16 protein-coding genes are annotated in these 19,206 nt (G+C 59.5%); all 16 read left to right on the top strand.

Annotated elements, in window-relative coordinates; genetic code table 11:
* Positions 1-195 precede the first annotated feature (195 nt).
* The 16 genes from pyrH to tilS all read left to right on the top strand — a co-directional run bounded on the left by pyrH (position 196) and on the right by tilS (position 19,009).
* Entirely contained in the window at positions 196-939 is a 744-nt protein-coding gene (pyrH, locus tag A7317_RS06360; protein WP_003189161.1) for a UMP kinase, read from the top strand.
* Entirely contained in the window at positions 936-1,493 is a 558-nt protein-coding gene (gene frr / locus A7317_RS06355) for a ribosome recycling factor (RefSeq protein ID WP_024073826.1), read from the top strand. The genes pyrH and frr overlap by 4 nt, the downstream gene beginning before the upstream one ends.
* A gap of 17 nt (positions 1,494-1,510) precedes the next feature.
* Positions 1,511-2,266, top strand: coding sequence for a polyprenyl diphosphate synthase (gene uppS / locus A7317_RS06350; RefSeq protein WP_024073827.1), 756 nt, complete (start codon positions 1,511-1,513; stop codon positions 2,264-2,266).
* Positions 2,267-3,073, top strand: coding sequence for a phosphatidate cytidylyltransferase (locus A7317_RS06345; protein ID WP_024073828.1), 807 nt, complete (start codon positions 2,267-2,269; stop codon positions 3,071-3,073). It abuts the gene before it with no gap.
* The gene (ispC, locus tag A7317_RS06340; RefSeq protein WP_024073829.1) at positions 3,070-4,260 is read left to right on the top strand and encodes a 1-deoxy-D-xylulose-5-phosphate reductoisomerase; all 1,191 of its coding nucleotides are present in this window, start codon (positions 3,070-3,072) and stop codon (positions 4,258-4,260) included. Before A7317_RS06345 ends, ispC begins: the two co-directional genes overlap by 4 nt.
* Before the next feature lie 53 nt (positions 4,261-4,313).
* Entirely contained in the window at positions 4,314-5,666 is a 1,353-nt protein-coding gene (gene rseP / locus A7317_RS06335) for a sigma E protease regulator RseP (protein WP_024073830.1), read from the top strand.
* A gap of 74 nt (positions 5,667-5,740) precedes the next feature.
* A complete protein-coding gene (gene bamA / locus A7317_RS06330) occupies positions 5,741-8,128 on the top strand; it encodes an outer membrane protein assembly factor BamA (protein WP_024073831.1) in 2,388 nt (795 codons plus the stop codon).
* Between the two features lie 45 nt (positions 8,129-8,173).
* Positions 8,174-8,677 carry an OmpH family outer membrane protein gene (locus tag A7317_RS06325; RefSeq protein ID WP_003219314.1) on the top strand — a complete coding sequence of 168 codons (504 nt, stop codon included), beginning with the start codon at positions 8,174-8,176 and terminating at the stop codon, positions 8,675-8,677.
* Between the two features lie 3 nt (positions 8,678-8,680).
* Positions 8,681-9,736, top strand: a complete 1,056-nt coding sequence (lpxD, locus tag A7317_RS06320) for a UDP-3-O-(3-hydroxymyristoyl)glucosamine N-acyltransferase (RefSeq protein WP_024073832.1) — start codon at positions 8,681-8,683, stop codon at positions 9,734-9,736.
* A gap of 111 nt (positions 9,737-9,847) precedes the next feature.
* Positions 9,848-10,288, top strand: coding sequence for a 3-hydroxyacyl-ACP dehydratase FabZ (fabZ, locus tag A7317_RS06315; RefSeq protein WP_016976866.1), 441 nt, complete (start codon positions 9,848-9,850; stop codon positions 10,286-10,288).
* Positions 10,285-11,061, top strand: a complete 777-nt coding sequence (lpxA, locus tag A7317_RS06310) for an acyl-ACP--UDP-N-acetylglucosamine O-acyltransferase (RefSeq protein ID WP_024073833.1) — start codon at positions 10,285-10,287, stop codon at positions 11,059-11,061. Before fabZ ends, lpxA begins: the two co-directional genes overlap by 4 nt.
* A gap of 2 nt (positions 11,062-11,063) precedes the next feature.
* Positions 11,064-12,203 (top strand): lipid-A-disaccharide synthase, encoded by a 1,140-nt coding sequence (gene lpxB / locus A7317_RS06305; protein WP_024073834.1) that lies wholly within the window; start codon positions 11,064-11,066, stop codon positions 12,201-12,203.
* A complete protein-coding gene (rnhB, locus tag A7317_RS06300; RefSeq protein ID WP_024073835.1) occupies positions 12,200-12,832 on the top strand; it encodes a ribonuclease HII in 633 nt (210 codons plus the stop codon). Before lpxB ends, rnhB begins: the two co-directional genes overlap by 4 nt.
* A gap of 77 nt (positions 12,833-12,909) precedes the next feature.
* Positions 12,910-16,431, top strand: a complete 3,522-nt coding sequence (gene dnaE, locus A7317_RS06295) for a DNA polymerase III subunit alpha (protein WP_069075391.1) — start codon at positions 12,910-12,912, stop codon at positions 16,429-16,431.
* Positions 16,432-16,579: 148 nt separating this feature from the next.
* Positions 16,580-17,527 (top strand): acetyl-CoA carboxylase carboxyl transferase subunit alpha, encoded by a 948-nt coding sequence (gene accA, locus A7317_RS06290; RefSeq protein WP_024073837.1) that lies wholly within the window; start codon positions 16,580-16,582, stop codon positions 17,525-17,527.
* Positions 17,528-17,689: 162 nt separating this feature from the next.
* Positions 17,690-19,009 carry a tRNA lysidine(34) synthetase TilS gene (tilS, locus tag A7317_RS06285; protein WP_069075390.1) on the top strand — a complete coding sequence of 440 codons (1,320 nt, stop codon included), beginning with the start codon at positions 17,690-17,692 and terminating at the stop codon, positions 19,007-19,009.
* The last annotated feature ends 197 nt before the right edge of the window (positions 19,010-19,206 follow it).

The following is a 19,206-nucleotide window of genomic DNA, read 5'->3' as shown; positions in this document are numbered from 1 at the left end:
TCGCCCGAAAGAGGCTGCCCGCTCACGCGCGCAGCCTCTTTTCAAATGGGAAGGCTAATTTTATTTGGCTTCCCCTCGGAACTGGCTTACAAAGCCGTGATCCGATGGCGCTGTGATAGCGTCCAGCTAGAGTGAACGCAAGCCGTAAACGGCTCGCCAAGAATTTTTAAAAATACGCCGCAGGAGAGATTCGCAATGGCTCAGCAGGGCAGTGGTTATCAGGCTCGCTATAAACGCATTCTACTCAAGCTTAGCGGCGAGGCCCTGATGGGCTCGGAAGAGTTCGGGATCGATCCCAAGGTGCTCGATCGCATGGCGCTGGAAGTCGGCCAACTGGTCGGCATCGGTGTCCAGGTCGGCCTGGTGATCGGGGGTGGTAACCTGTTCCGCGGCGCGGCACTGAGTGCGGCCGGTATGGATCGGGTCACGGGTGACCACATGGGCATGCTGGCCACTGTGATGAACGCCCTGGCCATGCGCGACGCCCTGGAGCGTGCCAATATCTCGGCAATCGTGATGTCGGCTATTTCCATGGTTGGTGTGACCGATCACTATGATCGCCGCAAAGCCATGCGTCACTTGAACTCCAAGGAAGTGGTGATCTTCGCCGCCGGTACTGGCAATCCATTCTTTACCACGGATTCGGCTGCTTGCTTGCGCGCCATCGAAATCGATGCTGACGTAGTGCTCAAGGCCACCAAGGTGGATGGCGTATACACCGCAGACCCATTCAAAGACCCGCATGCCGAGAAGTTCGATCATCTGACCTACGATGAAGTGCTGGATCGCAAGCTGGGCGTGATGGACCTGACGGCTATTTGCCTGTGCCGCGACCATAAGATGCCGCTGCGCGTATTTAACATGAACAAGCCCGGCGCCCTGCTGAATATCGTACACGGCGGCGCGGAAGGGACTCTGATCGAGGAAGGCCAACAATGATCAATGACATCAAGAAAGACGCCCAAGCGCGTATGCAGAAATCCCTGGAGTCTCTGAGCCACGCATTCGGCCAGATTCGTACCGGCAAGGCGCACCCGAGCATCCTGGGTAGCGTGATGGTGCCGTATTACGGCGCCGACACCCCCCTGAGCGGTGTGGCCAACGTAACCGTAAAAGATTCGCGCACCCTGCAAGTCGTGGCTTTCGAGCGCAACATGCTCGCTGCTGTCGACAAAGCCATCCAAAGTGCCGGCCTGAACCTCAACCCGACCAACCTGGGCGAGTTGTTGCTGATCTCCATGCCGGCACTGACCGAAGAAACCCGCAAGGGCTTCACCAAGCAGGCGCGCAGTGCTGCTGAAGACGCGCGTGTTGCCGTGCGCAACATCCGTCGTGATGCGTTGGGTGACCTGAAGAAGCTGGTCAAGGACAAGGAAATCAGCGAAGACGAAGAACGTCGCGCTATTGCCGATATCGACAAGCTGACTAAAGAAGCCGAGGCCCAGATTACCAAGGCTACCGAAGAAAAAGAAAAGGACCTGATGGCCGTATAAGGGGTCAGGACGCCTTCATGGAAAAGACCAAGCAGACTGTGCCCTCTGTGGTGCCGCGCCATGTCGCGATCATCATGGATGGGAATAATCGCTGGGCGAAGAAACGCTTTCTGCCTGGTGTCGCCGGGCATAAAGCGGGTGTCGATGCGGTGCGGGCGGTGATTGAGGTGTGTGCCGAGGCCAAGGTCGAAGTGTTGACCCTGTTCGCCTTCTCCAGTGAAAACTGGCAGCGGCCTGCCGAGGAAGTCAGTGCCCTGATGGACCTGTTCTTCAAGGCCTTGCGTCGTGAGGCCAAGCGTCTCAACGACAATAAGATCAGCCTGCGCATCATCGGTGATCGTTCGCGATTCCATCCGGATTTGCAGGCCGCCATGCGCGAAGCCGAGGCGATCACGGCTGGCAGCGACCGCTTTGTATTGCAGATCGCCGCCAACTATGGCGGCCAGTGGGATATCGCCCAGGCTGCGCAGCGGCTGGCTCGCGAAGTGCAGGCCGGCCATCTGCGCCCGGACGACATCACGCCCGAACTGTTGCAAACCTGTCTGGTGACCGGCGACCTGCCGTTGCCGGACCTGTGTATCCGCACCGGTGGTGAGCACCGCATCAGTAACTTTCTATTGTGGCAATTGGCCTACACCGAGTTGTACTTCTCCGACCTGTTCTGGCCGGACTTCAAACACGATGCCATGCGTAAAGCGCTGGCCGATTTCGCTTCCCGTCAGCGTCGCTTCGGTAAAACGAGCGAGCAGATCGAAGCTGGAGCCCGGGTTTAAATGCTTAAACAACGAATCATCACAGCACTGATCCTGCTGCCGATTGCCTTGTGTGGATTTTTCCTGCTCGACGGTTCCGGCTTTGCGCTGTTTATTGGCTTGGTTGTAATTCTCGGGGCCTGGGAATGGGCGCGCCTGGCAGGGTTCAGTACGCAGTTGCCACGCCTGGTCTATGCGGCGGTGGTAGCGCTGTTGCTGTTCCTGATGTACATCCTGCCGGACATCGCGCCCTGGGTATTGGGGGCGGCGGTATTGTGGTGGGCGCTGGCGACGTTCCTGGTGCTGACCTATCCGCGCACCAGTGCCCAGTGGTCCAGTGTCGCCTGCAAATTGGTGATTGGCTTGCTGATCCTGCTGCCGGCCTGGCAAGGGCTGGTGGAGATCAAGCGCTACCCGATTGGTAATGAGCTGATCCTCGCGGTAATGGTGCTGGTCTGGGGGGCTGATATTGGCGCCTACTTTTCCGGCCGGGCCTTTGGCAAGCGCAAGCTGGCACCCGCCGTCAGCCCGGGCAAAAGCTGGGAAGGCGTGTATGGCGGCCTGGCGTTGACACTGGTGATCACGCTTGTTGTTGGTGTCGTGCGCGAATGGTCGATGAAGGAAGTCTTCCTGGCCCTGCTGGGTACGGCCATTGTCGTATTCATCTCGGTGGTGGGTGACCTCACTGAAAGCATGTTCAAGCGCCAGGCCGGGATCAAGGACAGCAGCAACCTGTTGCCGGGTCATGGTGGCGTGCTGGATCGCATCGACAGCCTCACGGCCGCGATCCCGATCTTTGCCGTGCTGTTGTGGATGAGCGCCTCGTGAGCCGCCTGCAACAGGTCACCGTGCTGGGCGCGACCGGTTCGGTAGGGTTGAGCGCCCTGGACGTGATTGCTCGTCACCCGGAGCGCTATCAAGTCTTCGCGCTGACCGGCTTCAGCCGCTTGAGTGAGTTGCTGGCCCTGTGCGTGCGCCATGCGCCGCGCTTTGCCGTCGTACCCGAGGCTACGGCTGCGCGGGGTTTGCAGGATGATCTGCGCGCCGCGGGTTTGGCTACCCAGGTGCTGGTGGGGGAGGAAGGTTTGTGCCAGGTCTCGGCCGATGCCGAGGTGGATACCGTTGTCGCTGCTATCGTCGGCGCTGCTGGCTTGCGCCCGACCCTGGCGGCTGTCGACGCCGGCAAGAAGATCCTGCTGGCTAATAAAGAAGCGCTGGTGATGTCCGGCGCATTGTTTATGCAAGCGGTGCGTAAGAGCGGGGCGGTGCTGCTGCCCCTCGACAGTGAGCACAACGCGATCTTCCAATGCATGCCGGGCGACTTTGCTCGCGGCTTGAGCCAGGTCGGCGTGCGTCGGATCTTGCTGACGGCCTCGGGTGGTCCTTTCCGGCAGACGCCGTTGACTGAGCTGGAGCATGTCTCTCCGGACCAGGCTTGCGCCCATCCGAACTGGTCCATGGGGCGCAAAATTTCCGTCGACTCGGCGAGCATGATGAACAAAGGCCTGGAGTTGATCGAGGCATGCTGGCTGTTCGACGCGCGGCCTGAGCAGGTCGAGGTGGTGATTCACCCGCAAAGTGTGATTCATTCCCTGGTCGACTACGTGGACGGTTCAGTATTGGCGCAGTTGGGCAACCCCGATATGCGTACGCCGATCGCCAACGCCCTGGCTTGGCCGGAGCGTATCGACTCGGGTGTCGCGCCTCTGGACCTGTTCGCTATTGCCCGCCTGGACTTCGAGGCGCCGGACGAGCAGCGCTTTCCCTGCCTGCGTTTGGCGCGGCTGGCGGCCGAGGCGGGTAACAGCGCACCGGCAATGCTCAATGCGGCCAATGAAGTTGCGGTGGCGGCGTTTCTCGAACGGCGCATCCGCTTTCCGCAGATCGCGAGTATCATCGAGGATGTTCTAAGTCTTGAACCCGTGGTGGCAGTGAATGATTTGGGGGCAGTGTTCGAGGCGGATACCAAGGCCCGGACCCTGGCCGAACAATGGTTGAACCGCAACGCGCGTTAGTCTTTGGGCGCGTTTTAGCCTTCAGGCACTGGATTGGAATGCGGAGAAATTAGATGAGTGCGCTTTACATGATTGTCGGCACCCTGGTTGCTCTGGGTGTGCTGGTTACCTTCCACGAATTCGGCCACTTCTGGGTGGCGCGTCGTTGCGGCGTCAAGGTACTGCGCTTTTCCGTTGGTTTCGGCATGCCGCTGCTGCGCTGGCACGACCGCCGTGGCACCGAATTCGTGATTGCGGCGATCCCCCTGGGTGGCTACGTCAAGATGCTCGATGAGCGCGAAGGCGAAGTGCCGGCGGATCAGCTCGATCAATCCTTCAATCGCAAGACGGTTCGTCAGCGTATTGCGATTGTCGCTGCTGGCCCGATCGCCAATTTCCTGCTGGCCATGGTGTTCTTCTGGGTCCTGGCCATGCTCGGTAGCGAGCAGATTCGCCCGGTCATCGGTGCGGTTGAGTCGGACAGCATCGCCGCCAAGGCTGGATTGGTCGCCGGGCAGGAAATAGTTTCCATTGATGGCGAGCCGACCACTGGTTGGGGCGCGGTCAATTTGCAGCTGGTGCGTCGCTTGGGTGAGAGCGGCACCGTCAAGGTGGTGGTACGCGAGCAGGATTCCACTGCCGAGTCCCCGCGTGAGCTGGCCCTGGACCATTGGCTCAAGGGGGCCGACGAGCCGGATCCGATCAAGTCCCTGGGGATTCGACCCTGGCGCCCGGCCTTGCCGCCGGTCCTGGCCGAGCTGGACCCGAAAGGTCCCGCCCAGGCCGCAGGTCTGAAAACCGGTGATCGCCTGTTGGCCCTTGATGGTCAGGCGCTGGGTGAATGGCAGCAAGTGGTCGACCTGGTACGTGTACGCCCTGATACCAAAATTGTGCTGAAAATTGAGCGCGATGGTGCTCAAATCGACGTCCCTGTCACCCTGGCGGTGCGGGGCGAAGCCAAGGCGGCCGGGGGTTACCTCGGTGCCGGCGTGAAAAGTCCGGACTGGCCGCCATCGATGGTGCGCGAGGTCAGTTTCGGGCCAGTGGCCGCGATTGGCGAGGGTGCAAAACGTACTTGGACCATGAGTGTGCTGACCCTCGAGTCCCTCAAGAAAATGTTGTTCGGCGAGCTCTCGGTAAAAAACTTGAGTGGGCCGATAACCATTGCTAAAGTGGCGGGCGCTTCTGCCCAGTCGGGTGTCGCGGATTTCCTGAATTTCCTGGCTTATCTGAGTATTAGTCTTGGGGTTCTGAATTTGCTGCCCATTCCGGTATTGGATGGGGGGCATCTGTTGTTTTATCTGGTCGAGTGGGCGCGTGGTCGCCCCTTGTCGGATCGGGTGCAGGGTTGGGGGATACAGATTGGTATCAGTTTGGTGGTCGGGGTGATGTTGTTAGCCTTGGTCAACGATCTGGGACGTCTGTAACGCTTCGCTGAATTGCGAATCTGCCGCATTTTGCGGCAGTTTGTTTATTGCCAGTTGGAATAAGAAAGGACTTCATGAAACGTCTGCTGCTAACTGCGGTTCTCACCGTATTGATGATCGCCGAAGTTCACGCCGAGTCCTTCACCATCTCCGATATTCGCGTCAACGGCCTCCAGCGGGTTTCCGCGGGTAGCGTCTTTGGTGCCTTGCCGTTGAACGTCGGGGAACAGGCTGATGACCGTCGCCTGGTGGAATCCACTCGTGCGCTGTTCAAAACCGGGTTCTTTCAAGACATCCAACTGGGTCGCGAAGGCAACGTCCTGGTCATCACCGTCGTCGAGCGACCCTCCGTCGCCAGTATCGAGATCGAAGGCAACAAGGCGATCTCCACTGAAGACCTGATGAAGGGCCTCAAGCAATCCGGCCTGGCCGAGGGCGAGATCTTCCAGCGCGCGACGCTTGAAGGTGTGCGTAACGAGCTGCAACGCCAGTACGTTGCCCAGGGTCGCTACTCCGCAACCGTTGAAACCGAAGTGATCCCGCAGCCTCGTAACCGTGTGGGCCTGAAGGTCAACATCAACGAAGGCACCGTGGCGGCCATTCAGCACATCAACGTGGTGGGTAACACCAAGTTCGCTGATGAAGACCTGATCGACCTGTTCGAACTCAAGACCACCAACTGGTTGTCGTTCTTCAAGAACGACGACAAGTACGCTCGTGAAAAACTCTCCGGTGACCTGGAACGCCTGCGCTCCTACTACCTGGACCGCGGCTATATCAACATGGATATCGCTTCGACCCAGGTGTCCATCACCCCGGACAAGAAGCACGTCTACATCACAGTCAACGTCAACGAAGGCGAGAAGTACAAGGTTCGTGACGTCAAGCTCAGCGGCGACTTGAAAGTGCCTGAAGACCAGGTCAAGGCGCTGTTGCTGGTGCAGAAGGACCAGGTGTTCTCGCGCAAGCTGATGACCACCACCTCCGAGCTGATCACCCGTCGCCTGGGTAACGAAGGCTATACCTTCGCCAACGTCAACGGTGTACCGACCCCGCACGATGATGACCACACCGTGGATATCACCTTCGTGGTCGACCCGGGCAAGCGTGCCTATGTGAACCGCATCAACTTCCGTGGCAATACCAAGTCAGCGGACGAAGTGCTGCGTCGTGAAATGCGCCAGATGGAAGGTGGCTGGGCGTCGACTTACCTGATCGACCAGTCCAAGACCCGTCTTGAGCGCCTGGGCTTCTTCAAGGAAGTGAACGTTGAAACCCCGGCCGTACCGGGTGTAGACGACCAGGTTGACGTGAACTACGCCGTAGAGGAACAAGCATCGGGCTCGATTACCGCCAGTGTCGGTTTTGCTCAGAGTGCCGGTCTGATCCTGGGCGGTTCGATCACCCAGAACAACTTCCTCGGTACCGGTAACAAGGTTTCCATTGGCCTGACCCGAAGCGAATACCAGAGCCGCTATAACTTCGGTTATGTCGACCCCTACTGGACAGCTGACGGTGTGAGCCTGGGCTACAACGCCTTCTATCGCACCACCGACTACAAAGACCTCGACGTTAACGTAGCAAGCTATGCGATCGACAGCCTGGGGGCGGGTGTCAACATCGGCTACCCGATCAGCGAGACCTCGCGCCTGACCTTCGGCCTTACCGCGCAGCAGGATGAGATCAAGACCGGTGTGTACACCGTGGATGAGATCTTTGACTTTACCCGTCGTGAAGGCGATAAGTTCCTGAACTTCAAGGCCTCTGCCGGCTGGTCCGAGTCGACCCTGAACAAAGGTGTACTGGCAACCCGAGGTCACTCCCAGAGCCTGACCCTGGAAACCACTACGCCTGGCAGCGACCTCTCGTTTTTCAAGCTCGACTACCGTGGCCAGTTGTTCCAGCCGCTGAGCGATAACTACACCATGCGCCTGCACACTGAGCTGGGTTATGGCGACGGCTATGGTTCGACCAACGGCCTGCCGTTCTATGAGAACTACTATGCCGGTGGTTTCAACTCGGTGCGTGGCTTCAAGGACAGCACACTGGGCCCGCGTGGTACCCCGAGCCGTGGCGCTGCCGTGACCGGTAACACCGGAACCGTGGCGGACACCGATACTAGTGCGCTGCCATTCGGTGGTAACGTGTTGATCCAGGGTGGTGCGGAAATTCTCTTCCCTCTGCCGTTCGTCAAAGATCAGCGGTCCCTGCGTACTTCGGTTTTCTGGGATGTGGGTAACGTGTTCGATTCCAAGTGCGAGCAGGTCACCAACCCAACGGGCGTGAAGTCCAACACCCAATGTAACGATGTGAGCCTGAGTAACATGGCGAGCTCCGTGGGTGTCGGCGTGACATGGGTGACTGCGCTTGGTCCGTTGAGCTTTGCTCTGGCCATGCCGATCAAGAAACCGGATAACGCTGAAACCCAGATTTTCCAATTCTCCCTCGGCCAGACGTTCTAAGCGTCTGACCCAAGATAACGACAACGGATTCTGTAGGAGTACATCGTGCGTAAGTTGACTCAATTGGTTCTGCTGGCAACTGTGCTGGTAGCCACCCCGGCCTTCGCCGAAATGAAAATTGCCGTCCTGAACTATCAGATGGCCCTCCTGGAATCCGATGCGGCCAAGAAGTACGCAGTGGATGCAGAGAAAAAATTCGGTCCGCAACTGACCAAGCTGAAAACGCTGGAAAGCAGCGCCAAGGGCATCCAGGATCGTCTGGTAGCCGGCGGTGACAAAATGCAGCAAGGCGAGCGCGAGCGTCTGGAGCTTGAATTCAAGCAAAAGGCTCGTGACTACCAGTTCCAGTCCAAGGAGCTGAACGAAGCCAAGGCTGTTGCCGACCGCGAAATGCTCAAGCAGCTCAAGCCCAAGCTCGACAGCGCCGTGGAAGAAGTTATCAAGAAAGGTGCCTTTGACCTGGTGTTCGAGCGTGGCGCCGTGATTGACGTCAAGCCTCAATACGACATCACCCGCCAGGTGATCGAGCGCATGAATCAGCTGAAGTAAGCCATGACCGCGACTATCAAGCTCGGCGAGTTGGCCGAGTTCCTGGGAGCTACCTTGCGTGGCTCCCCGGAGAAAGAAATCACTGGGCTAGCCACCTTGCAGGAGGCTGGCCCAGCTCAGTTGAGCTTCCTCGCAAATCCCCAATACCGTAAATACCTGGTCGACTGCCAGGCCGCAGCCGTGTTGCTGAAGGCCGCTGACGCCGAGGGTTATGCCGGGGATGCGCTGGTAGTAGCCGACCCATACCTGTCGTACGCGAAAGCATCGCATCTGTTCGATCCGAAGCCCAAGGCCGCTGGCGGTATCCATCCGTCGGCGGTGATCGCCGATGATGCCCAAGTCGACCCTGCCGCCAGTATTGGCGCGTTTGCAGTGATCGAGAGTGGTGCACGCATCGCTGCCGGTGTGACGGTCGGCGCACACTGCTTTATCGGTGCACGCTGCGAAATCGGCGCCGATGGCTGGTTGGCTCCGCGCGTTACCCTGTACCACGATGTGCGTATCGGGCAGCGCGTAGTGATCCAGTCGGGCGCCGTGATCGGTGGCGAAGGTTTTGGTTTTGCCAACGCCAAAGGTGTCTGGCACAAGATTGCCCAGGTTGGCGGTGTATTGATTGGCGATGACGTGGAAATCGGCGTCAACACGGCTGTCGATCGCGGGGCCCTGGCCGATACCGTGATCGGTAACGGCGTGAAGCTCGACAACCAGATCCAGATTGCCCACAACGTGCAGATTGGCGATCACACCGCCATGGCAGCCTGCGTGGGGATTTCCGGCAGCACCAAGATCGGTAAGCATTGCATGCTCGCGGGTGGTGTAGGGCTGGTAGGGCATATCGATATTTGCGACAACGTCTTCATCACCGGCATGACCATGGTCACCCACTCGATTACCGAGCCCGGTGCCTATTCTTCCGGTACTGCCATGCAGCCTGCGGCTGAATGGCGCAAGAGTGCAGCACGTTTGAGGCAGCTCGACGACATGGCTCGACGCCTCAAGCAGCTGGAAAAGCGTGTTGGGGACGTGACCCCTGGCGGTAATGCTTCATCAGAAGGCTGATACCATTTCCATATCAAGTGTGCACAGCCGCTAGACTGCCTCCTTGATTTGCTAGCGGGGCGTGCGTTTAGTTCGCTCGCCCCCAATCTTTATTACAGGCTTCCCCCCGAAATGATGGACATCAACGAGATTCGCGAATACCTGCCTCACCGTTACCCGTTCCTGCTGGTGGACCGTGTAGTGGACCTGAACATTGAGGAAAAGCGCATTCGTGCCTACAAGAATGTCAGCATCAACGAACCATTCTTCAATGGTCACTTTCCCGCGCATCCGATCATGCCCGGCGTGTTGATCATCGAAGCAATGGCCCAGGCTGCCGGTATCCTTGGTTTTAAAATGCTCGACCTCAAGCCTGCCGACGGCACGCTTTACTATTTCGTGGGCTCCGACAAGTTGCGTTTCCGCAACCCCGTCACCCCGGGTGACCAGCTGATCCTGGAAGCCAAGTTCATCAGCTGCAAGCGCCAGATCTGGAAGTTCGAATGCCAGGCCTCGGTGGATGGCAAGCCGGTGTGCTCCGCAGAGATCATCTGTGCGGAACGCAAACTATGAGTTTGATTGACCCTCGCGCAATCATCGATCCGTCGGCCGTTCTGGCCGCCGACGTTGAGGTCGGCCCCTGGTCGATCATCGGCGCAGGTGTGGAAATCGGCGAGGGGACTGTCATCGGGCCGCACGTGATCCTCAAAGGTCCGACCCGCATTGGCAAACACAATCGCATCTACCAGTTCTCCTCGGTAGGCGAAGACACCCCGGACATGAAGTACAAAGGTGAAGAGACGCGCCTGGTAATCGGTGATCACAACATCATCCGTGAAGGCGTGACCATTCACCGTGGCACCGTGCAGGATCGTGCCGAAACCACGCTGGGTGATCACAACCTGGTCATGGCCTATGCCCACATCGGCCATGACAGCGTTATCGGCAACCACTGCATCCTGGTCAACAACACTGCGTTGGCGGGCCATGTGCATGTTGATGACTGGGCGATCCTGTCCGGCTTCACCCTGGTGCATCAGTACTGCCATATCGGCGCCCACAGCTTTTCCGGTATGGGCACAGCCATCGGCAAGGACGTCCCGGCATTCGTCACGGTCTTCGGCAACCCGGCCGAAGCCCGCAGCATGAACTTCGAAGGCATGCGCCGTCGTGGTTTCAGCGAGGAGGCGATCCACGCCCTGCGCCGCGCCTACAAGGTGGTTTACCGCCAGGGGTTGACGGTCGAACAGGCCTTGAATGAACTGACCGAGCCGGCTGCGTTATTCCCGGAAGTCGCGGTGTTCCGTGACTCGATCCAGGCGTCGACTCGCGGCATTACCCGCTGATCATGGCCAATCTGCGTATTGCGTTGGTCGCCGGAGAAGCTTCCGGCGACATCCTGGGTGCGGGCCTTATGCGGGCGTTGAAGGCCCAGCATCCAGCGGTGGAGTTCATCGGTGTGGGAGGCCCGCTGATGCAGGCCGAAGGGCTCACGTCATACTTCCCCATGGAGCGCCTGTCGGTCATGGGGCTGGTGGAAGTGCTGGGCCGTCTGCGCGAGCTGCTGGCTCGACGCAAGCTGTTGATTCAGACGCTGATCGAAGAAAAGCCCGACGTCTTTATCGGTATCGATGCACCGGACTTCACCCTCAATATCGAACTCAAGCTGCGTCAGGCCGGGATCAAGACCGTGCATTACGTCAGTCCGTCGGTGTGGGCGTGGCGGCAGAAACGTGTACTGAAGATCCGTGAAGGCTGCGACCTGATGTTGACCTTGCTACCGTTCGAAGCCAGGTTCTACGAAGAGAAGGGCGTGCCGGTACGGTTTGTTGGCCACACGTTGGCCGATACCATCCCCCTGCAGGCAGATCGCGCCGCAGCGCGTGCCGAACTGGGCTTGGCCGACGGTCCGCTCGTTGCCTTGATGCCCGGCAGTCGCGGTGGCGAAGTCGGTCGCCTGGCCAGTGTGTTTTTCGATGCGGCCGAGCGCCTTCAGGCGCTGAAGCCTGGCATACGCTTCGTATTGCCGTGTGCCAGCCCGCAACGTCGTGCGCAGATCGAAACACTGCTGGAGGGGCGCAACCTGCCGCTGACGCTGCTTGACGGCCAGTCGCACCTGGCCCTTGCGGCGTGTGACGCGGTGCTGATTGCCTCGGGCACCGCGACCCTGGAAGCCTTGCTCTACAAGCGTCCGATGGTCGTGGCCTATCGCCTGGCGCCGCTGACCTATTGGATTCTCAAGCGCATGGTCAAGAGCCCCTATATCTCCTTGCCCAACCTCCTGGCCCAGCGCCTGTTGGTGCCGGAGTTGTTGCAGGACGATGCAACGCCCGAGGCGTTGGCACAAACGCTACTACCCTTGATCGACGGCGGCGAAGAGCAGACCCGTGGTTTCGATGACATCCACCGCACCCTGCGCCGTGATGCTTCGAACCAGGCGGCTGATGCCGTGCTGACCTTGATTGGCCAACAACAGGAAGCCTTATGAGCACGCAAATGGGCCTGGATTTCAGTCTGGTTGCCGAAGCCCATGCGCTGGTGGCTGGCGTTGATGAAGTCGGGCGTGGCCCGCTGTGTGGCGCGGTGGTCACCGCGGCGGTGATCCTAGATCCGAGTCGCCCGATCCTGGGTCTCAACGATTCGAAAAAGCTCACCGAAGCGCGCCGTGAAAAACTCTACGACGAGATCTGTGAAAAAGCCTTGAGCTGGCATATTGCCCGGGCCGAAGTCGAAGAGATCGACGAACTGAATATCCTCCACGCCACCATGCTGGCCATGCAGCGCGCTGTCGAGGGCCTGCATATCACGCCCAAACTGGCGATGATCGACGGCAACCGCTGCCCGAAACTGGCGATGCCGGCCGAAGCGGTGGTCAAGGGGGATAGCAAGGTGCCGGCGATTGCCGCAGCTTCGATCCTGGCCAAGGTCAGCCGCGACCGTGAAATGGCCGCGTTCGAATTGATCTACCCCGGTTATGGCATCGGTGGTCATAAAGGCTACCCGACCCCCGTTCATCTGGAAGCCCTGGCTCGCCTCGGTCCCACCCCGATCCACCGGCGCTCGTTCGCCCCGGTGCGCCAGGCCTACGAGCTGCGCGAGAGCCCCAGCGAGGTTTAGTCGCGAGGCTGATGTTTTTGCCCAGGCCCGGTACAATCCCGGGCCTTGTTGTTTCTAAGTTTCTGGACAGGATCACTATGCCGGCTTCATTCGTTCACCTGCGCCTGCACACTGAATACTCCCTGGTCGACGGCCTGGTACGGATCAAACCCCTGGTCAAAACCCTGGTGGGCATGAATATGCCCGCGGTGGCGGTTACCGATCAGAACAACATGTGCTCCCTGGTCAAGTTCTACAAGAACGCCATGGGCGCTGGTATCAAGCCGATCTGCGGCGCCGACCTGTGGCTGTCCAACAAAGACCCGGATAACCCCCTGAGCCGCATCAGCCTGTTGGCGATGAATGGCGTGGGTTATCGCAACCTCACCGAATTGATCTCCCGCGGCTTTATCGACGGTCAGCGCAACGGCTCGATCATCATCGAGCGTGAGTGGGTAGCCGAAGCCAGCGAGGGCTTGATCATGCTCTCGGCGGCCAAAGAGGGCGAAATCGGTATCGCGCTGCTTGGCGGCAACCCGCAGGAAGCTGAAGTGCTGGCCCGCGAGTGGATGGCTGTCTTCCCCGACCGTTTCTACCTGGAAGTCCAGCGTACCAACCGTCCCAACGATGAAGAGCATCTGCACGCCGCCGTGGCGCTGGCCGACAAGCTGGGTGCACCGTTGGTGGCGACCAACGATGTGCGCTTTATCAAGAAGGAAGATTTCGAAGCCCACGAAACCCGTGTGTGCATCGGTGAAGGCCGGGCCCTGGATGACCCGCGTCGCTCGAAGAACTACAGCGAAGAGCAGTACCTCAAGAGCGCCGAGGAAATGGCCGAGCTGTTCAGCGACCTGCCCGAGGCCCTGGAAAACTCCGTCGAGATTGCCAAGCGCTGCAATATCGAGGTGAAGCTGGGCAAGCACTTCCTGCCCAACTTCCCGATTCCCGATGGCATGACCATCGACGAATACTTCCGCAAAGTCTCGTTCGATGGGCTTGAGGAGCGGCTCTCGGTCCTGTTGCCCAAGGACACCACCGAAGATTACGAAGCCAAGCGCCAGGTCTACGTCGACCGCCTGAATTTCGAGCTGGATATCATCATCCAGATGGGGTTCCCCGGTTACTTCCTGATCGTGATGGACTTTATCCAGTGGGCCAAGAACAACGGCGTGCCGGTAGGTCCGGGCCGGGGGTCAGGTGCCGGCTCGCTGGTGGCCTATGTGCAGAAGATCACCGACCTCGATCCGTTGGAGTATGACCTGCTGTTCGAGCGGTTCCTCAACCCGGAACGGGTCTCCATGCCCGACTTCGACGTCGACTTCTGCATGGACGGTCGCGACCGTGTGATCGAGTACGTGGCCGAAAAATACGGCCGCAACGCGGTCAGCCAGATCATCACCTTCGGTTCGATGGCCGCCAAGGCGGTAATCCGCGACGTTGCGCGGGTACAGGGCAAGTCCTACGGCCTGGCGGATCGCCTGTCCAAGATGATCCCGTTCGAAGTCGGCATGACCCTGGAAAAAGCCTACGAACAGGAAGAAATCCTGCGCGACTTCATCAAGGTCGATGAAGAGGCTGCCGAAATCTGGGAAATGGCGCGCAAGCTCGAAGGCGTCGTCCGTAACGTCGGTAAGCACGCCGGTGGTGTGGTGATCGCACCGACCAAGCTGACCGACTTTTCGCCGATCTATTGCGATGAAGAAGGCGGCGGCCTGGTCACCCAGTTCGACAAGGACGACGTCGAGGCTGCCGGCCTGGTGAAGTTCGACTTCCTCGGCCTGCGAACGCTGACGATCATCGACTGGGCGCTCAAGACCATCAACCGTGACCGTGCCAAGGTCGGTGAAGAACCGCTGGATATCGCGTTTATCCCGCTGGACGACAAACCGACCTATTCACTGCTGCAAAAAGCCGAAACCACGGCGGTATTCCAGCTGGAATCCCGTGGCATGAAGGAGCTGATCAAAAAGCTCAAGCCCGACTGCCTGGAAGACTTGATCGCACTGGTCGCCCTGTTCCGTCCGGGCCCGCTGCAATCGGGCATGGTGGACGACTTCATCAACCGTAAGCACGGTCGCGCCGAACTGGCCTACCCGCACTCCGACTACCAGTACGAAGGCCTCAAGCCGGTATTGGCGCCGACGTACGGCATCATCCTGTATCAGGAACAGGTGATGCAGATCGCCCAGGTGATGGCCGGCTACACCCTGGGTGGTGCGGACATGCTGCGTCGCGCCATGGGTAAGAAAAAACCCGAGGAAATGGCCAAGCAGCGCGGTGGTTTCATTGAAGGTTGCGCCACCAACAATATCGACGCGGACCTGGCCGGTAACATCTTCGACCTGGTGGAAAAATTCGCCGGTTACGGTTTTAACAAATCCCACTCCGCCGCCTACGGCCTGGTCTCATACCAGACCGCCTGGCTGAAAGCCCACTACCCGGCGCCCTTCATGGCGGCGGTACTCTCGGCGGATATGCACAACACCGACAAGGTCGTGACCTTGATCGAGGAAGTGCGCACCATGAAGCTGCGTCTCGACGCGCCGGACGTGAACGCCTCGGAGTTCAAGTTCACGGTCAACGACGAGGGCCGTATCATCTATGGCCTGGGCGCGATCAAGGGCGTCGGCGAAGGCCCGGTGGAAGCCATTACCGAAGCGCGCCAAGACGGCCCGTTCAAGGACCTGTTCGACTTCTGTGCCCGGGTCGACCTCAAGCGCATCAATAAACGTACCCTCGATGGCTTGATCCGCAGCGGCGCACTCGACCGTCTTGGGCCGTACTTCCATGATGAGCCGAAGGCCTACCAGGCCAATATCGACCGTAACCGCGCGGTGCTGTTGACCGCCATGGAAGAAGCGATCAAGGCCGCCGAGCAGACCGCCCGTACCCACGACAGCGGCCACGCCGACCTGTTTGGCGGGCTGTTCGTCGAAGAAGACGCGGATGTCTATGCCAACCATCGCAAGGCCAAGGAGCTGACCCTCAAGGAGCGCCTCAAGGGTGAAAAAGACACCCTGGGCCTGTACTTGACCGGTCACCCGATTGACGAATACGAAGGTGAAATCCGTCGTTTCGCCCGTCAGCGCATCATCGACCTGAAACCGGCGCGCGACACCCAGACCGTCGCCGGCATGATCATCGCGCTGCGCGTGATGAAAAATAAAAAGGGCGACAAGATGGGCTTTATCACCCTCGACGACCGCTCGGGCCGGATTGAAGCGTCGCTGTTTGCCGATGCCTTCCACTCCGCCCAGTCGCTGTTGCAGACCGACGCCATGGTGGTGGTGGAAGGGGAGGTCAGCAACGACGACTTCTCCGGTGGCCTGCGCCTGCGGATCAAGCGGGTGATGAGCATGGAGGATGCGCGCACCAACCTGGCCGAAAGCCTGCGCCTGAAGGTGAAAACCGAGGCTCTCAAGGGCGATCAGCTACGCTGGTTGGGTGACCTGCTAAAACGTCACCGTGGCGCGTGCCCGGTGACCATGGAGTACACCGGTAACGACGCGAAGGCGATGTTGCAGTTCGGCGAGACCTGGCGAATTGATCCCGCTGATGGCTTGATTCAAGCTTTGCGTGACCAGTTTGGGCGAGACAACGTCTTCCTCCAATACCGTTGATGGCTCGGTAGATAGCCAGTTGCTGGCAATGAGCCTGATTGACGAAACATTTAATCTCGACCTAGACGCGCCTCTCCCTTAAGGTAGGGCGCGAATAGATAACCGGCTGGCCAGGCACCCCTTGGCCGTCGACCCAAGACGGACGCTTATGAACCCGAATTTTCTTGATTTCGAACAGCCGATCGCTGACCTGCAAGCCAAGATCGAAGAACTGCGCCTGGTCGGCAATGACAATTCGCTGAATATCGGCGATGAGATCGCTCGCCTGCAAGACAAGAGCAGCACGCTCACCGAAGACATCTTCGGCAAGCTGACCAGCTGGCAGATCGCGCGCCTGGCCCGCCACCCGCGCCGTCCCTACACCCTGGACTACATTCAGCACATCTTTACCGAATTCGACGAGCTGCATGGCGACCGCCACTTCTCCGACGACGCGGCCATCGTGGGCGGTATCGCCCGCCTGGACGGCCAGCCGGTGATGGTGATCGGTCACCAGAAAGGCCGTGAAGTGCGCGAGAAAGTGCGTCGCAACTTCGGTATGCCGCGTCCGGAGGGCTACCGCAAGGCCTGCCGCCTGATGGAGATGGCTGAACGCTTCAAGATGCCGATCCTGACCTTCATCGACACCCCGGGTGCCTACCCGGGTATTGACGCTGAAGAGCGCAACCAGAGTGAAGCGATCGCCTGGAACCTGCGGGTCATGGCCCGCCTGAAAACCCCGATCATTGCCACTGTGATTGGTGAAGGCGGTTCCGGCGGTGCGCTGGCCATTGGTGTCTGCGATCAGCTGAACATGCTGCAATATTCGACCTACGCGGTGATCTCGCCAGAAGGTTGCGCGTCGATCCTGTGGAAAACCGCCGAGAAAGCGCCGGACGCCGCTGAAGCGATGGGCATTACCGCTGATCGCCTCAAGGGCCTGGGGATTGTCGACAAAGTGATCGCCGAGCCATTGGGCGGTGCTCACCGTGACCCAGTTGCCGCTGCCGCGACCATCCGCGCCGAGCTGGGCTCGCAACTGGCGATGCTCAAGAAGCTGGATAACGAAGCGCTGCTGGCCCGTCGTTACGAGCGTTTGATGAGCTACGGTCTCTAAGACCGCCGCAATACCAACATGTGGGAGGGGGCTTGCCTCCGATTGCAGAGTGTCAGTCAATGTAGCCAGTGACTGACTCACCGCTATCGGGGCAAGCCCTCTCCCACATTTGCTTTGTGTATGCTTGGCGAATGTATTCCAGATCAGAGGCGGTAACCTGTTATGAAGCCGGCTCTGCCCGCCAGACTCTTGCAAGCCCTGGCACCCTGGCGCAACGCTCCGGCCTGGCATATCGCATTCTCCGGTGGCCTTGATTCCACTGTCCTGCTGCACCTTTTGGCCACCCTGGCAAAATCCGAAACATTGCCGCCCCTCAATGCTATCCATGTCCACCATGGCCTGCAGGCTGTCGCCGACGCCTGGCCAATTCATTGCCAGTCGGTGTGCGACAGCCTGGGCGTACCCTTGCGGGTCATGCGCGTGCAGGTGCAGTCCGGCGCCAGCCTTGAGCGTGCCGCCCGTGAGGCGCGTTACCAGGCGTTTACCGAGGTGACTGGGGTGGGGGAGGTGGTACTCACCGGCCAACATCGCGATGATCAAGCCGAAACGCTGCTGTTTCGCCTGCTGCGCGGCGCGGGGGTGCGAGGGCTTGCCGCAATGCCTGCGCATCGCCCGTTGGCAGGTGGTTATCTGGCGCGGCCATTGCTGGATGTCTCGCGCGCCGAGTTGGAAGCCTATGCCAGTGATCATCAGCTCAAGTGGATTGACGATCCTTCCAACGCCGACCCACGCTTCTCCCGTAATTACCTGCGTCACCGCGTGATCCCAACGCTGACCGAACGTTGGCCTCAAGCCGTCTCCAATCTGGCCCGCACGGCCGAACACCTCAGTGAAGCCCAGGCGTTGCTGGGCGAGTTGGCCTGCATGGATCTGCGAGCCGCCGATCAGCCTTCAGCGTTTCCTTGGCTGGTTTTGCCGTCATTGGACCTCGGCCCACTGCGCGAACTTTCCGATGCCCGCCAGCGCAATGCCCTGCGCCACTGGCTGACACCGCTGACGCGCTTGCCAGACAGCGACCACTGGGCAAGTTGGTTCTCTCTGCGAGATGCCAAGGCCGACGCTCAGCCCCTTTGGCGCCTGGCCGACGGTGAATTACACCGTTGCGGCGAGCGCATTTGGTGGCTGCCCTCCACTTGGTCGGATTTTTCCGACGCATCGGTGAGCTGGTCGCTGCCGCAAAACCCGCTGGTGTTACCCGGCAATGGGCGGCTGGAATTTATCGGCAAGGCGCCCGACGGTCCTCTGGAGGTCCGTTATCGCCGCGGCGGTGAAATGCTTGAGGTGCCGGGGCGTGGCCGGCGTGACTTGAAGCGTCTGCTTAACGAAAGCGGGCTGCCAGGCTTTGTCCGTGGCAGATTGCCGCTGCTGTACCAGGGCGAGCAATTGCTGGGTGTGCCCAGCCTCGCGGGGCTCTGGCCAGTACCGAGTGATAGCTGGCAATTGCACTGGATGCCACAGACCTGCGATCAAGGTTTGAGCTGATAGAGCCTTTCCGGTAGACTACGCTCCCTTCTTGATACAACTTCTGTGGATTCGCCTGAATCGCAGCAGTTGCCGATTACCAAGCAGTCTTTGCTGGGCGATTCCAAAAAATGTGTAGCGATCAACGTACCGGTGTTTCATTGCTGGTCTGTCACCACGCGGCGGTTTTTTTGAAAGGTGCACTGTGATTAATGCAG

Source organism: Pseudomonas fluorescens (assembly GCF_001708445.1).
Classification (GTDB): domain Bacteria; phylum Pseudomonadota; class Gammaproteobacteria; order Pseudomonadales; family Pseudomonadaceae; genus Aquipseudomonas; species Aquipseudomonas gorinensis.
This window is presented reverse-complemented; position numbering and strand designations above follow the sequence as displayed.